Annotated in this window: 12 protein-coding genes; 8 read left to right on the plus strand and 4 right to left on the minus strand. The window is 65.5% G+C overall.

Annotated features, from left to right (window positions below):
• The first annotated feature begins 74 nt into the window (after nt 1-74).
• The 7 genes from D0Y85_RS02785 to D0Y85_RS02815 are packed head-to-tail and all read left to right on the plus strand — an operon-like array spanning nt 75 to nt 9,967.
• Complete coding sequence (locus tag D0Y85_RS02785; RefSeq protein ID WP_117309460.1) at nt 75-1,259, plus strand: cystathionine gamma-synthase; 1,185 nt, start codon at nt 75-77, stop codon at nt 1,257-1,259.
• Nucleotides 1,259-2,053 carry an ABC transporter permease gene (locus D0Y85_RS02790; protein ID WP_117309461.1) on the plus strand — a complete coding sequence of 265 codons (795 nt, stop codon included), beginning with the start codon at nt 1,259-1,261 and terminating at the stop codon, nt 2,051-2,053. Before D0Y85_RS02785 ends, D0Y85_RS02790 begins: the two co-directional genes overlap by 1 nt.
• A complete protein-coding gene (locus D0Y85_RS02795) occupies nt 2,043-3,398 on the plus strand; it encodes an ABC transporter ATP-binding protein (RefSeq protein ID WP_117309462.1) in 1,356 nt (451 codons plus the stop codon). Before D0Y85_RS02790 ends, D0Y85_RS02795 begins: the two co-directional genes overlap by 11 nt.
• Nucleotides 3,398-6,853 carry a glycosyltransferase gene (locus D0Y85_RS02800; RefSeq protein WP_117309463.1) on the plus strand — a complete coding sequence of 1,152 codons (3,456 nt, stop codon included), beginning with the start codon at nt 3,398-3,400 and terminating at the stop codon, nt 6,851-6,853. The genes D0Y85_RS02795 and D0Y85_RS02800 overlap by 1 nt, the downstream gene beginning before the upstream one ends.
• A gap of 8 nt (nt 6,854-6,861) precedes the next feature.
• A complete protein-coding gene (locus D0Y85_RS02805) occupies nt 6,862-8,652 on the plus strand; it encodes a hypothetical protein (protein ID WP_162887608.1) in 1,791 nt (596 codons plus the stop codon).
• 8 nt (nt 8,653-8,660) lie between these two features.
• Nucleotides 8,661-9,131, plus strand: a complete 471-nt coding sequence (locus D0Y85_RS02810) for a GtrA family protein (RefSeq protein ID WP_205420724.1) — start codon at nt 8,661-8,663, stop codon at nt 9,129-9,131.
• Entirely contained in the window at nt 9,128-9,967 is an 840-nt protein-coding gene (locus tag D0Y85_RS02815) for a glycosyltransferase family A protein (RefSeq protein WP_117309466.1), read from the plus strand. Before D0Y85_RS02810 ends, D0Y85_RS02815 begins: the two co-directional genes overlap by 4 nt.
• Nucleotides 9,968-9,984: 17 nt before the next feature.
• Here D0Y85_RS02815 and D0Y85_RS02820 read toward each other — a convergent pair whose 3' ends face one another.
• The 4 genes from D0Y85_RS02820 to D0Y85_RS02835 form a co-directional block, all read right to left on the minus strand.
• Nucleotides 9,985-10,950 carry a glycosyltransferase family 2 protein gene (locus tag D0Y85_RS02820; protein ID WP_229290714.1) on the minus strand — a complete coding sequence of 322 codons (966 nt, stop codon included), beginning with the start codon at nt 10,948-10,950 and terminating at the stop codon, nt 9,985-9,987.
• Entirely contained in the window at nt 10,940-11,632 is a 693-nt protein-coding gene (locus D0Y85_RS02825; protein WP_117309468.1) for an NAD-dependent epimerase/dehydratase family protein, read from the minus strand. Before D0Y85_RS02825 ends, D0Y85_RS02820 begins: the two co-directional genes overlap by 11 nt.
• 170 nt (nt 11,633-11,802) lie before the next feature.
• Nucleotides 11,803-12,744, minus strand: coding sequence for an electron transfer flavoprotein subunit alpha/FixB family protein (locus D0Y85_RS02830; RefSeq protein ID WP_117309469.1), 942 nt, complete (start codon nt 12,742-12,744; stop codon nt 11,803-11,805).
• The gene (locus D0Y85_RS02835; protein WP_093818820.1) at nt 12,744-13,490 is read right to left on the minus strand and encodes an electron transfer flavoprotein subunit beta/FixA family protein; all 747 of its coding nucleotides are present in this window, start codon (nt 13,488-13,490) and stop codon (nt 12,744-12,746) included. The genes D0Y85_RS02830 and D0Y85_RS02835 overlap by 1 nt, the downstream gene beginning before the upstream one ends.
• 288 nt (nt 13,491-13,778) lie before the next feature.
• Between D0Y85_RS02835 and rfbB the strand changes: the two genes are divergently transcribed.
• Entirely contained in the window at nt 13,779-14,834 is a 1,056-nt protein-coding gene (gene rfbB, locus D0Y85_RS02840; RefSeq protein WP_117309470.1) for a dTDP-glucose 4,6-dehydratase, read from the plus strand.
• Nucleotide 14,835: the final 1 nt, after the last annotated feature.

The raw sequence follows: 14,835 nt of genomic DNA on the forward strand, positions 1-14,835 counted from the left end.
AGCTCGTTAAGGCCGCGCTGATAGACTCCCGCTCCTTCGACGGCGCCGGTCATCGGCGCCATTCAGGAAACGACATGTCCAACGCTTCTTCCCCGGACCGCGCGCTGGCGCTGGCCACCCTGGCCATCCATGGCGGCCAGTCGCCCGACCCGAGCACCGGCGCGGTGATGCCGCCGATCTACGCCACCTCGACCTATGCGCAGTCCAGCCCGGGCGAGCACCAGGGCTTCGAGTACTCGCGTACGCACAACCCGACCCGCTTCGCCTATGAGCGCTGCGTGGCCTCGCTGGAAGGCGGCACCCGTGGCTTCGCCTTCGCCTCCGGCATGGCCGCCAGTTCCACCGTGATCGAGCTGCTGGATGCCGGCAGCCACGTGGTGGCGATGGACGACATCTATGGCGGCAGCTTCCGCCTGTTCGAGCGCGTGCGCCGCCGCACAGCCGCTCTGGATTTCAGCTTCGTCGACCTGACCGACCTGGCGGCCTTCGAAGCGGCGATCACCGCGAAGACGAAGATGGTCTGGATCGAGACCCCGACCAACCCGATGCTGAAGATCGTGGACATCGCCGCGGTCGCTGCCGTCGCCAAGCGCCACGGCCTGATCGTGGTGGTCGACAACACCTTCGCCTCGCCGATGCTGCAGCGTCCGCTCGAGCTGGGCGCCGACCTGGTGCTGCACTCGGCCACCAAGTACCTCAATGGCCATTCGGACATGGTCGGTGGCATGGTCGTGGTCGGCGACAACGCCGACCTGGCCGAGCAGATGGCCTTCCTGCAGAACTCGGTGGGCGGCGTGCAGGGCCCGTTCGACAGCTTCCTGGCGCTGCGAGGCCTGAAGACCCTGCCGCTGCGCATGAAGGCGCACTGCGCCAACGCAATGGCGCTTGCACAGTGGCTGGAAAAGCACCCGGCGGTGGAAAAGGTGATCTACCCGGGCCTGGCCTCGCACCCGCAGCATGAGCTGGCGGGCAGGCAGATGGCTGGCTACGGCGGCATCGTCTCGATCGTGCTGAAGGGTGGTTTCGAGGCGGCCAAGCGCTTCTGCGAGAACACCGAGCTGTTCACCCTGGCCGAGTCGCTGGGCGGGGTGGAAAGCCTGGTGAACCACCCGGCGGTGATGACCCATGCGTCGATCCCGGTGGCCCGTCGCGAGCAGCTGGGCATCAGCGATGCGCTGGTACGGTTGAGCGTGGGGGTTGAGGATCTTGGGGATCTGCAGGTGGATCTGGAACGGGCGCTGACGCAGCAGGTTGCCTGATGGGGATTCTCTCGGTATTCGGCAAGCATCGCTCGCTGACCTTCGAGCTGAGCCAGCGCGAAGTCCTGGGCCGCTACCGCGGCGCCAGCTTCGGCCTGCTGTGGTCGCTGATCAGCCCCTTCCTGATGTTGCTGGTCTACACCCTGGCCTTCGGCTTCGTCATGAAGGGGCGGTGGCCAGGTTCCAGCGGTTCTACCACCGACTTCGCGCTGATCCTGTTCGCCGGCTTGACCGTGCACGGCTTCTTCGCCGAGTGCTTCACCCGCGCACCGCAGCTGATCGTTGCCAATACCGGCTATGTAAAGCGGGTGGTGTTTCCGCTGGACATCCTGGTCTGGAGCATGACCTTCTCGGCGCTGTTCCATCTGTTGATGAACATGGTGGTACTGCTGCTGCTGCAGCTGTTCATCAAGGGCAGCATTCCGGCCACGGCCATCCTGCTGCCGGTGGTGGTCATCCCGCTGGTGATCCTGACGGCGGGCGTCGGCTGGATCGTGTCGTCGCTGGGTGTCTATCTGCGCGACATCGGCCAGATCGCCGGTGTGATGGCCGCCGCCATGCTGTTCCTGTCATCGGCCATCGTGCCGGTTGAATCCGTCCCTGAAAGCTACCGGATCGTGTTCGAACTGAACCCGCTGACCTTCATCATCGACCAGGTGCGCGAGGTGGTGATCTGGGGCCGGATGCCCAACTGGGCAGGGCTTGGCATCTACACGCTCATCGCCTGCACGGTCGCCTTGCTGGGCCATCGCATGTTCAACAAGCTGCGCGTGGGTTTTGCCGATGTCCTCTGATCGCATCGACAATGACGTCGTCATCGACGTACAGGGCGTGGGCAAGTCGTACCACATGTACGAGCGTCCCTCGCATCGGCTTCTGCAGGCGCTGGCAGGCAAGCGCAGGTCCTTCTACAAGGATTTCTGGGCACTGCGTGGCGTCAGTTTCTCGATACGCCGCGGACAGACCGTGGGCATTGTCGGCCGCAACGGCTCGGGCAAGTCCACCCTGCTGCAGATGATCGCCGGTACCCTCAACCCCACCGAGGGCCACATCACGGTCAAGGGGCGGGTGGCGGCGCTGCTGGAACTGGGCAGCGGCTTCAATCCGGAGTTCACGGGGCGCGAGAACGTCTACCTCAACGCGACGATCCTGGGCCTGACCCGGCCCCAGATCGAAGCACGCATGGAGAGCATCCTGGCCTTCGCCGACATCGGTGAGTTCATCGACCAACCGGTGCGCAGCTATTCCAGTGGCATGTCGGTGCGCTTGGCGTTCGCAGTGATCGCCCACGTCGATGCCGACATCCTGATCATCGACGAGGCGCTTGCCGTAGGTGATGCCTTCTTCTCGCAGAAGTGCATGCGTTTCCTGCGCGAGTTCCAGAAGAACGGCACGCTGCTGTTCGTCAGTCACGATGCGGCGGCGGTGACCAACCTCTGCGAGAGTGCGGTATGGCTCCAGAATGGCCAGATGCGCCTGTCCGGTACGTCGCAGGAGGTGATCGAGGCGTACATGACCGAGCAGCACGTGGTCGGCCGTCGCGAAGCCGGTGTCGAGGACGTGAAGGTGGAAAGGAAGTCGCGCAGGCTGGCGTCCGATGCTCCCGACTTCCGTCACGATGCCCTGCGCGAAGCGGGCGTCAGCAACCGGATCGCTCTGTTCGAATTCGACCCGGAGAACGTGGGCCAGGAGTTCGGTGCGCAGGGTGCGCGCATTGTCGATGTGGCACTGACCGATCAGGACGGCTTGCCGCTGGGCATGGCCGAGGGTGGCGAGCTGGTCCGCCTGCGCGTCCGGGTTGAGCTCATGCAGTCGCTGGACAGCCTGATCGTCGGCTTCTATGTGAAGGATCGACTGGGCCAGAGGTTGTTTGGCGACAACAGCTATTTCGCCTGCAAGGACGCACCGGTGGGCGGGCGGGCCGGCGAGTCTGTCGTGGCTTCGTTCCTGTTCCGCATGCCGGTGATGCCGTCCGGCTCTTACATGATCGATGCAGCGGTGGCCTCCGGCGACCAGCACGACCACACCCAGCAGCACTGGATCCATGACGCGCTGGAATTCCGCGCGATCGACGAGACCATGCGTTTTGGCCTGGTGGGGCTGCCCATGCTTGCCATCGAAGTCACCAAGGAATCCTGATGATCGAGTTCACCGGCGAACGTTTCGTCCCCACCGAACACGGTGTCATCCGCCAGGAACATCTGCATCGATATGCGTGGTGCCTGCCCCTGGTGGAAGGCAAGGACGTGCTCGATGTGGCCAGTGGCGAAGGCTACGGCAGCGCGATGCTCGCCGGGCGCGCGCGTTCTGTCCGCGGTGTCGACATCTCGCAGGATGCCGTCGCGCATGCGGGAGAGCGCTATGCCGGCGTAGCGAACCTGCAGTACCTGCAGGGATCTGCCGCAGCGATTCCGCTTCCCGACGACAGCGTCGATGTGGTCGTGTCCTTCGAGACCATCGAACACCTGTACGAGCAGGAAGAGATGATGTCCGAAATCCGTCGCGTACTGCGGCCGGATGGCGTGATGATCATGTCCTCGCCGAACAAGGAGGTCTACTCTGATCGTGCGGGCTACCACAACGAATACCACGTCAAGGAACTCTACCTGGAGGAGTTCCGCGCCCTTGTGGGGCGGTATTTCCCGGCGATGCACCTGTGCGGTCACCGCATGTCGGTCTGTTCCACCATCACCGGGCTGGATGCCGGACCGGCGCAGCCTGTCTACCAGGCGCTGACCGATACCGGCGAGGGTGTCCAGGAGCGCGCGGCAGTCATTCCCGATGCCGTCTATTTCGTGGTGGTGGCCGCGGCGGACGCATCGCTGCTGCCGCAGCTGCCAGCGTCGGTGCTGTATACCGAGGCGGAGGATCTGTACGCCCATCACCACGAAGTCGCGCGCTGGGCCCAGGCGCAGGACGCCGAGATCGGTTCGCTGCGGGGCCATGTGGTGCGCGAGCAGGGCGTGGTGGCAGAGCTGCATCGACAGCTTGAGCAGGCTGGGTTGGCCGCCGCCGAACGGCTGCAGCAGCAACAGCTGCTGCAGCAGCAGATGCTGCAGAAACTGGAGCAGGAGCAGCGCGCGGCGGTTGCGCGTCTGCAGCAGCAACTGGAGCAGGAGAAGGCGCGGGCCCAGCGCCTTGAGTCGGCGATGGCCGAGGTCTGGGAGGTCCGCAGCCAGCTGCAGGCGCAGATGACCGCTGTGTCCGGCTTGACCAGCGCGGCACGCGCCGAGCTGCGGCAGCGCCATGAACAGATCGACCAGCTTCTCCACCAGTCAGGCGTCAGCCTGGCGGGTCGGCAACAGGCGGAGGAGGGCGATGGCAGCGACGTGTCGGCCCTGCTGTCATCCTATCGCGAGGAACTGCAGTCGTTGCAGGATCTGACCGGCTCGCTGATCAGTTCGCGTTCCTGGCGCATCACCAAGCCCCTGCGTTTCGCCGGGCGCGTGCTGCGCGGCGAGTGGCGCGTGGTGCTGCAGTCGCTGCGTGCATCGGGGCTGGCGCGGCATCCACTGCTCAAGCCGATGGTGCCGATCGCAAAGCGGATGCTGCTGAAGCAGGACGAATCCACGCCGGCGCCGCTGGACGGGCTGTTGCTGGAGGACGTCAGGAGCGACCCGCAGGCCATCCTGCAGAGCGTACGCTTCGCCGAGGTGGACGATCCGGTGGTCAGCATCGTCATCCCGACCTACGGCAATTTCGAGCAGAGTCTGGCCTGCGTGGCATCCATTGCCCGCGCCGGCGCACGCGTACCGTTCGAGGTGCTGGTGCTGGAGGATGCCTCCGGTGACACGCAGATCGGCGGTCTGGCGGCGATCCCGGGACTGCGCTATCACGCCAACCCGAAGAATCTGGGCTTCCTGCGTTCCTGCAACCAGGCATTGACCCTGGCCAAGGGCCGCTACGTGTATCTCCTCAACAACGACACCGAGGTCCGGCCAGGCTGGCTCGATGCCCTTGTCGAGGTGTTCCAGTCGCATCCGGACGCCGGCCTGGTCGGTTCCAAGCTCGTTTACCCCGATGGCCGGCTGCAGGAAGCGGGCGGCATCGTGTGGGCCGATGGCAGTGCCTGGAACTTCGGGCGGCTCGATGATCCCTCACGCCCGGCCTACAGCTATCTCAAGGAAGCCGACTACGTGTCCGGTGCGTCGATCATGCTGCCGCTGGACCTGTTCCGCGAACTTGGCGGATTCGATGAGCATTTCGCGCCGGCATACTATGAGGACACGGACATCGCATTCCGGGTACGTGCACGCGGCCTGAAGGTCTACATGCAGCCGGAGTCGGTGGTCGTGCACTACGAAGGTGTTTCCAGCGGCACCGACGAGAGCAGCGGGGTAAAGGCGTGGCAGGCAGTCAACCGGGACAAGTTCCTCGAACGCTGGGGCCCGATGCTGCAGGAAGCACAGTTCCCCAATGCCGAGAACGTCTTCCTGGCGCGTGACCGTTCGCGCGGCAAGCGCCACGTGCTGGTGGTCGATCATTACATTCCCCAGCCTGACCGTGATGCAGGATCGCGTGCGACCTGCCAGGTGCTGCAGACGCTGGTGCAGGAAGGATGCCAGGTCACGTTCTGGCCGGCCAACGCCTACTATGATGCCGAGTACGCACTGCCGCTGCAGAAATCGGGCATCGAGGTGATGCATGGAGCCGCGTGCGTGGGCGCGTCCGGCTTCGACGCCTGGATGGAGGCCAACGGCCGCTACCTGGATGTGGCGATCCTCAACCGTCCCCACATTTCCATCGAGCTGGTGGCCAGCGTCCGCAGGCACAGCAAGGCAACGCTGGTGTACTACGGCCACGACATCCATCACCTGCGCATGCAGCAGCAGCTGCAGGTGAAGCCCGACGATGAGCTGGAGCGGGAGACCGAGCGTTACCGCCAGTTCGAGCATGCGCTCTGGCAGCAGGCCGACGTCGTGCTCTATCCGTCGGATGATGAGACGCGCCACGTGCAGCAATGGTTGGCCGAACAGGCACCCGCTGCGACCAGCCGCGCTGCGACCATCCCGCTGTACGCATTCGAACAATCGGAGGTGGTGCCATCGCCGCAGAGCCGCCAGGGCATCCTGCTGGTGGCGGGCTTTGCGCATGCGCCCAACGTCGATGCCGCACTGTGGTTCGTCAACGAGGTGCTGCCGCTGGTACAGCGCGAGGTTCCCGACGTGCGGGTGAGCTTGGTGGGGTCCAACCCCCGTCCGGAAGTGCAGGCCCTGGCATCCGAGCGGATCGAGGTGACCGGCTATGTCAGCGACGCGCGCCTGGAAACCTTCTATGCGCACGCACGGGTTGCGGTCGCGCCCTTGCGTTTCGGCGGTGGCGTGAAAGGCAAGGTGCTCGAAGCGCTGCGCCACGGTGTTCCCTGCGTAACCACGTCGGTGGGCATGCAGGGGCTGAGCGGCGCCAGCGCCTTCATGCCCGTGGCGGACGAACCATTGGCGATGGCTGCGCACATTGTCTCGCTGCTGCGCGATGACGCACTCTGGCAGCGTGTCTCGACGGCGGAGCGGGCATTCATCGACCAGGAATATTCGCGTGAGGCGCTGTGGCGGGTGTTGTCATCATCGATGCAGCGCGATGAGCGGGCCGCATGAGGCAGCCTATGAGAGGGGGCGCAGCACAACGCCCGAATACCGGCGCAGGCACCGCCGTTGCACAGGGACGTCCCTGGCGTAGCGTTGCCCTGGTGCTGGCCGTGGTGGCGGCGTTCGCGGCCATCCACCAGGTCATCCTCAACCGCGCGCACCCCGACGCGCTTTACATGGATTCATTGCGCCTGCTGTTCCAGCTCGACCAATGGCAGGCGGGCCATCTGTCCACCTTCGAGTTCTGGGGCGGATCTTCGCATCGCGGATTCGTCAATCAGCTGTTCCTGTGGGCGAATGTCAGCCTTTTCGATCTGGACGTCCTGCTGGCCAACCGGTTGACCGGCGTGGTGATCTCGGCTGTCGCGGCGTGCCTGTGCATGGCCTGGATGGCCGACATGCGGCACCAGCCCGGCGCAAAGCGCCCTTGGCTGAACGTGGTGGTGACGGTGACCGTGGCGGCTCTGTGCTTCAGCTGGGCAGGCTACGAGTTGTTGACCCTCGATCTGGGCCTGCCGCTGTGGACGAAGAACCTGGCCTTCGTGGCGTTCTTCTGTGGCCATGCCCACCTGCTGTCCGCGCGTTCGCGCTGGCCGGCGGTATGGGTGGTGGCGCTGGTGCTTGCCGCGCCGCTGATCGTGCTGGTGTGCGGCATGGGCTGGAACTATGCCTTTGTCGGCGCCGTGATGATCGTGCAGGTGTTTTCGTTCCTGCCGCGCTGGCGGGCCGAGGGACGCTGGGCCGGCATCCTGCCGAGCGCGGCGGTCGGGTTGTCGATGGTCGTGTATCTGCTCAGCGGATCGGTCACCGATGCGTCCACCCGCAACGGCCTCAATGTCGGTGCTGACGTACCGGCGCTGCTGCTGTACGCAGTGGGCTCCACGATGGGGTATCCCGAGGCGGTGCTGCTGGGCGGAAAGCTGCCGCTGCAGACCATTGCGGTGCTCGGGGCCATCCTGCTGCTGGTCGGCGTGGTCGCGGCTGTAGCCTGGCTGCGCCGTGGTGCCCCCGGGTCGCGGCTGCCACTGCTGCTGGCCCTCTATGGTGTTCTGATCGCCGCTTCGCTGACACTGGCGCGCGGTGCCGAGGGTCCAGCCGCCGTGATGGCGTCGCGCTACTACATGGACCTGGTGCTGGGACTGATCGGCGTGATCTGGCTGGCGGCACGCGAGCTGCAGGCCGGGCCCCGCCGGGCACCGGGTTGGAGCGTGCTGGTGGGCGGCCTGTTGTCGGCGGTGCTGCTGACCCAGCTGCTCACCTACGTCCACGAGTGGAAAGCCAGTCCTTTCCGCGAAGACATCTTCGCGTCCATGAACAAGGCGTTGTTGCGGGCCGTACCCGACGAGGCCGCGGCAGGTCTGTTGCAGGCACAGCTGGACTATGCCCGCAAAGGCGCAAACGTCATGCGTGAGCGCCATCTGGCGCTGTACGCCGACAGCACTGCCAGCGATTGTTCCACGCGCGCGATCGAGTACACCCAGGGATGGCATGCGGCCGAAGGCGCCGTGCGCTGGAGTGGCGCGCACGCGTCGCTTGCGCTGCCGCCCTGTGGTTGCGCCTATTTCGCCGAGCTGTACGTGCCGCCCGGGCAATCCGAGCGCCAGGTGCGCATCAGCACCGCCGCAGGCAACGAGGATGTGCTGACCGTGCAGCCAGGCCAGGCGGCGCGCGCGCGTGTGGGCAATGAGCATGCCGAGCTGGCAGTCAGCCCGGTGAGCATTCCCAGCCGCGACCAGCCAGGCAGCAGCGACACCCGCGAACTGGGTGTACTGCTTACCGGCTTCTCGGTCAGCTGCGAGGTACCGTGAGCATGGCCATGAAGGATGACAGCGGCCCGCTGCCGCGCTCTGGCCCTCCCGGCCCACTGCAGCGCCTGATCAAGGACCAGCGCGTGCTGTTCCTGCTGGTCGGTGGTGCCAACACCGCCTTCAGCACGGCGCTGTTTGCCGGCCTGGTGCTGCTGCTGGGGCCCAGGGTGCCGTCGGTGGTCAGCCTGGGCATCGCCTGGGTGGTCTCGCTGGTGCTGGTGTTCTTCGTCTACCGGCGGCTGGTGTTCCGGGTCAGCGGCAATGGCTGGCGTGATTTCCTGCGCTTCACCAGCGTCAATGTCGGCAGCCTGCTGTTGAACATGGGGGCGCTGGCACTGCTGGCCGATGTGCTGGGGCTGCCGGCCATTCCGACCCAGATCGCCATCACCGTACTGGTGGTGATCTTCAACTACGTCGGCCACAAGCATTTCTCGTTCCGGCGACGACCGGAACCACCTACCGCGGAGAAGAAGGAATGAATCCACGTGTCTCGGTCGTCGTGCCGGCCTACCGGAACGTTGAGTACCTTGCGCAGACGCTCGATTCGATCCTCGCGCAGGACTACGACGATTTCGAGCTGGTCGTGGCTGATCATTCCTCCAACGACGGTACTGACGAACTGCTGGCCCGTTATGCCGATCATCCCAAGGTCCGCGTACTCAGCCCGACACCCGCCGGCGGCGGTGCCAAGGCCAACTGGGACCGGGTCAGCATGGCAGCCCGCGGCGAACTGCTGAAGCTGGTCTGTGGCGATGACCTGATCGCACCCGATGCCCTCAGCCGCCAGGTCGCAGCGCTGGATGCACACCCCTCGGCCGTGCTGGTCGCCAGCAAGCGCGACCTTGTGGACGCGCAGGGCAAGGTGGTGATCGCCGGGCGGGGCCTGGGGCCGCTGAAGGGGCTGGTAAGCGGGCGCGATGCGGTACGGGCATCGGTGCTTGCCGGCACCAACCTGTTCGGCGAGCCGGGCTGCGTGATGTTCCGGCGCGAGCTGCTGGTGCAGGCGGGCGGCTGGGACAACTCCCACCCCTATCTCATCGACCAGGCCAGCTATTCGGCGATCATGTTGCAGGGCGACATGGTCGCGCTGCGCGAGAGCCTGGCCAGTTTCCGCATCAATGCAGGGCAGTGGAGCGTGAGGCTGATGAACGACCAGGCGCAGCAGGCCATCGATTTCCACAACGCGCTGGCTGCGGCCGATCCGCAGCTGCTGTCGCCGATGACCTTGCGCGTGGGCAACCTCAAGGCTCGCCTGATGGCGCAGGCGCGACGCCTGACCTACCTCTGGCTGGGGCGCCGGATGGGCGCGGCCTGAGGCCGCGTCCGCGGAGTTCAGGGACGATCGTCTTCGTCCCGGCCTGCCACGTTGGTGGTACGTCCGATGATGTACTGCGGGCGGTTGTTGATGTTCAGCAGCACGCGGCCGGTGTATTCGCCGATCACGCCGAGCGCCAGCAACTGCAGGCCGCCCATGAACAGGATGGTGATGATCAGTGACGGCCAGCCGACCGCCATCTGCGGGCTGTGCAGTTTCTGCCAGAGCACCACCACGGCCAGCAGGAACGCCACGCACGAAGCCAATACCCCCGCCAGCGAGACAAAGCGCAGCGGTACGATGGAGAAGCTGGTGGCCATCTGCAGCCACAGCGAAATCGACTTGCTCAGGCTGTAGCCGGAGCGGCCATCGCTGCGTGCGTGGTGCTGGCCGGTGATGGTCGCGATGCGCTTGGGGCTGGTGCTCTGCACCAGCAGTCCGTCCAGATAGACGAAGGGGCCCTGGTAGCGCCGGGCTTCTTCGCCCAGTTCACGCACGAAACCGCGGAAGGGCGACAGATACAGACCTTCGGGCTTCTTCAGAAGGCGTGCGGCGACCATGTCGTTGAAGCGGCTGCCGGCGCGCTTCCACAGTGCATGCTTGCGGCCTTCGAACTGCACGTAGCACAGGTCGGCGCCATCGCGCAGGGTCTGCAGGATGCGCGGCACGTCGGCCGGGTCGTGCTGCAGATCATCGTCCATCGTGACGATATAGCGGCCCCGCGCGAAGCCCAGACCAGCCATGATCGCATTGTGCTGGCCGGCGTTGCGGCGCAGGTCCACGCCCACCAGCCATGGCCGCGTGCGGGCCTCGCTGCGGATGACCTCCCAGGCATTGTCCGGGCCGGAATCGTGCACCAGCACGACCTCGAAGCCATCGGCACCCAGCGCCGGCACCAGGACTTCCTCCAGGCGGCGGACGAGGCTGGGCAGGATCGAGGCACTGCCATAGACGGGAATGACGATGGAGAGTTCAGGTTTCATGGCGGGGGCCATAGTATTTCTGGATCACGCGGAGTGGGTAGTCTGGCCCAAAATCCACTCCGATGTCGCGAGCGACCTGCTCTGACAGGGTGCTGTCGATCGCCATGGCCTCGCCACGGTCCATCAGCACCCGATGCGCGCGCTGACCGAGCACCTGTTCGAACAGGTCGACGATACGGGGCATCGGCAGTGACCACGGCGAAGCGATTGCCACCACCGATGGCGCTGCACCGCCATCGAGAATGCGGGTGGCGATGGCGGCGACGTCATCGATGTCGATCAGGTTGCGTTGCGCGCCCGCCCACAGCGTCAACTGCCGCTCCTGCAGGATGCAGTCGCGCAGGAAGTTGGTGAGGGTATTGGGGTTGCGTGTACGCCCTACCACCTGCGGCAGGCGCAGCACGGTGCCGCGGCCAGAGCCGATCACCAGGGCTTCCATGGCCCGCTTGTGCTGGAAATAGGCCGAGTGCTCTTTGGCGTTGACCACGTTGCAACTGCCGAAATAGACCAGCCGCTGCTGGCCTTCGGCCAGGTGCCCGGTCAGCATGGCGCGCTCGCGTGCGAACGCATCCGGGTCGGTCTCGTTCGAGTTGGAGACGCCTGAAGCGAAAATGATGGTCGAATCGTCCTCGGCATAGCGCTGCGCGAACGCACGGGCCACCAGTCCGGAACCGACAATCATCGGGTCGGGGCCGAAGGACAGTGGGGCAGGAAGATCGTGTACATGTCTATGGCGCGTCCATGAGGTTCAGGCCCACGGGGCCAGTGACAGGAAAGCATACGCCAGCTGGCGCACGGGCTGAGGCGATGGCGGTCGGAGCGGCCACGCCGCTCCGACCCCATCGCCACACTTCAGGCCAGGGCCGCTTCCAGCTCCGGCAGGATCGTGAACAGATCCCCGACCAGGCCGATATCGGCGATCTCGAAGATCGGCGAGTCCGGATCCTTGTTGATCGCCACGATCGTGCCGGCATCCTTGATGCCGGTCAGGTGCTGGATGGCACCACTGATACCCACCGCCACATACAGCTCCGGCGAAATGATCTTGCCGGTCTGGCCAACCTGCAGGTCGCTGGGCACGTAGCCGGCATCGACCGCAGCGCGCGAGGCGCCGACGGCGGCGCCGAGCTTGTCGGCCAGCTGGAAGATGACCTTGAAGTTCTCTTCCGATCCGACACCGCGCCCACCGGAGACCACGCGCTTGGCGCTCTGCAGGTCCGGGCGGTCGCTGGCACCGGCGGCCAGGCCGATGAAACGGGTGTGGGCCGGCAGGGGAGCATCGACACTGGCCGCTTCAACGGTGGCACTGCCACCCTGGGCAGCTTCCGGCCACGACGCGGCGCGCACGGTGGCGACCACGATCTGGTCGGCGGGCGCTTCGACGGTGATGATCGCGTTGCCGGCGTAGATCGGGCGCTTGAAGGTGTGGCTGCCTTCGACGGTCATCAGGTCGGAGACCTGGTTGACGCCGAGCAGGGCGGCCACGCACGGCATCAGGTCCTTGCCGAAGGTGGTCGACGGGCCGAACACGTGCGTGTAGCCCTTGGCCAGCTGCGCGATCTGCGGGGCCAGTACTTGGGCCAGCGCGTGGGCATTGGCGGCGTTGGCCACGGTCAGGACCTTGGCGACGCCGGCGATCCTGGCCGCTTCAGCCGCAACAGCGGTCGGGTCGGCGGCCAGCACCAGCACGTCGATGCTGGCGCCGGAAATGGCTGCGGCAGCGCTGACGGTCTTGGCGGTAGCGGCGTTGAGCTTGCCGTCGTGGTGCTCGGCGATGACGAGAATCCTGCTCATTACAGCAACCCCTTCTGCTTGAGTGCGGCAACCAGTTCAGCCGCGTCCTTGACCATCACACCCTTGCTGCGCTTGGACGGCGCGGCGTACTGGGTGGTCTTGAAGGTATCGGCGGCTTCAACGCCGAGGTCGGCCAGCTGCAGCGTTTCCAGCGGCTTGGCCTTGGCCTTCATGATGTCGGGCAGTTTGATGAAGCGCGGCTCGTTCAGGCGCAGGTCGGTGGTGACCACGGCCGGCAGGTCCACTTCCAGCGTTTCCAGGCCGGCGTCGACTTCACGGGTCACCGTGGCCTTGCCATCGGCAATCTCGAGCTTGCTGGCAAACGTCGCCTGCGGGCGTCCCCAGAGCGTAGCCAGCATCTGACCGGTCTGGTTGGCGTCATCGTCGATGGCCTGCTTGCCCAGGATGACCAGGTCCGGCTGTTCCTTCTCGACCAGCTTGAGCAGGGTACGGGCGGCGGTCAGCGGCTGGATGGCCTGGTCGGTAACGACGTGGATGGCGCGATTGGCACCCATGGCCAGGCCGTTGCGCAGGTGCGCCTGGGCGTCGGCCGGGGCGATGGTGGCAACCACGACCTCGCTGGCGATGCCCTTGTCGCGCAGGCGCAACGCTTCTTCCAGGGCGATTTCATCGAAGGGGTTGGGCGACAGCTTGACGCCGTCGGTGACCACGCCGGAACCGTCCGGCTTGACCTGAATGCGGACGTTGTAGTCCACCACGCGCTTGTACGCGACGAGGATTTTCATCTTGTACGGGGTCCTTGTAGTGCCAGCCGATGGCCGGCTCACATTTGCTGGGGGAACATCCGGTCCTGCAACAGCAACCGGTTCGGGGGTGGGATCCCGATTCTAGCTGGCTTGGGGTGACCATGCGAATGCGTATGGTTTTGCTGCGGCGCCACAAAAAGCGTCGCCGTGCGGCATCCCGTTCACGTCGCGCAGGCAGTCGTGAAGGCCAACGGCATGTATCCTGTGCCGCTGTGCCGGAGCGCCTGAGGGTGCTCCTTGGATGAATTTCGATCAGGAGAACAGGTAGTGCCCACATGGCTTGTCACCGGCGGCGCCGGATTCATTGGCGGTAACTTCGTTCTCGAGGCCGTCGCACGCGGCGTCAAGGTCATCAACCTCGATGTGCTGACCTACGCCGGCAACCTGAAGACCCTGTCCAGCCTGGACGGCAATCCCAACCACGTGTTCGTCCAGGGTGACATCGGCGACCAGGCCCTGGTCGCCCGCCTGCTGGCCGAGCACCAGCCGGACGCGGTGCTGAATTTCGCTGCCGAGAGCCACGTCGACCGCTCCATTGACGGCCCGGGTGCGTTCATCCAGACCAATGTGGTCGGTACCCTCGGCCTGCTCGAAGCGGTCCGTGACTACTGGAAGGCGCTGCCGGCCGAACAGGGTGCGGCCTTCCGCTTCCTGCATGTCTCCACCGACGAGGTCTACGGGACCCTGGGTGAGACCGGCAAGTTCAGCGAAACCACCCCGTATGCGCCCAATTCGCCGTATTCGGCGTCCAAGGCTGCGTCGGACCACCTGGTGCGTGCGTTCCACCACACCTACGGGCTGCCGGTGCTGACCACCAACTGCTCCAACAACTACGGTCCGTATCACTTCCCGGAGAAGTTGATCCCGCTGGTGATCGCCAAGGCACTGGCCGGTGAGCCGCTGCCGGTGTACGGCGATGGCAAGCAGGTGCGTGACTGGCTGTTCGTGTCTGACCACTGCGAAGCGATCCGCACCGTACTGGCCAAGGGCCAGGTGGGCGAGACCTACAACGTAGGCGGCAATTCGGAAAAGCAGAACATTGAAGTGGTGCAGGCAATCTGCGCGCTGCTGGACCAGCGTCGCCCGCGTGCGGACGGCCAGCCGCGCAGCAGCCAGATCACCTATGTCACCGACCGCCCCGGCCATGACCGCCGCTATGCGATCGATGCCTCCAAGCTGAAGAACGATCTGGGCTGGGAACCGGCCTACACCTTCGAGCAGGGCATCACCTTCACCGTCGACTGGTACCTGGACAACCAGGAGTGGGTAAACGGTGTGCTCGACGGCAGCTACCGCCTGCAGCGCATCGGCACCGCGGCCTGAA

It is taken from the genome of Stenotrophomonas sp. G4 (genome assembly GCF_003428825.1).
Classification (GTDB): Bacteria; Pseudomonadota; Gammaproteobacteria; order Xanthomonadales; family Xanthomonadaceae; genus Stenotrophomonas; species Stenotrophomonas indicatrix.

Bases quoted from the DNA above. Each gene is read 5' to 3' on its own strand.
- D0Y85_RS02825 (WP_117309468.1), bottom strand. From the start codon at position 11,632: ATGATTGTCGGTTCCGGACTGGTGGCCCGTGCGTTCGCGCAGCGCTAT.
- D0Y85_RS02835 (WP_093818820.1), bottom strand. From the start codon at position 13,490: ATGAAAATCCTCGTCGCGTACAAGCGCGTGGTGGACTACAACGTCCGC.
- D0Y85_RS02830 (WP_117309469.1), bottom strand. From the start codon at position 12,744: ATGAGCAGGATTCTCGTCATCGCCGAGCACCACGACGGCAAGCTCAAC.
- D0Y85_RS02790 (WP_117309461.1), top strand. From the start codon at position 1,259: ATGGGGATTCTCTCGGTATTCGGCAAGCATCGCTCGCTGACCTTCGAG.
- D0Y85_RS02805 (WP_162887608.1), top strand. From the start codon at position 6,862: ATGAGAGGGGGCGCAGCACAACGCCCGAATACCGGCGCAGGCACCGCC.
- D0Y85_RS02795 (WP_117309462.1), top strand. From the start codon at position 2,043: ATGTCCTCTGATCGCATCGACAATGACGTCGTCATCGACGTACAGGGC.
- D0Y85_RS02785 (WP_117309460.1), top strand. From the start codon at position 75: ATGTCCAACGCTTCTTCCCCGGACCGCGCGCTGGCGCTGGCCACCCTG.
- D0Y85_RS02815 (WP_117309466.1), top strand. From the start codon at position 9,128: ATGAATCCACGTGTCTCGGTCGTCGTGCCGGCCTACCGGAACGTTGAG.
- D0Y85_RS02800 (WP_117309463.1), top strand. From the start codon at position 3,398: ATGATCGAGTTCACCGGCGAACGTTTCGTCCCCACCGAACACGGTGTC.
- D0Y85_RS02810 (WP_205420724.1), top strand. From the start codon at position 8,661: ATGAAGGATGACAGCGGCCCGCTGCCGCGCTCTGGCCCTCCCGGCCCA.
- D0Y85_RS02820 (WP_229290714.1), bottom strand. From the start codon at position 10,950: ATGAAACCTGAACTCTCCATCGTCATTCCCGTCTATGGCAGTGCCTCG.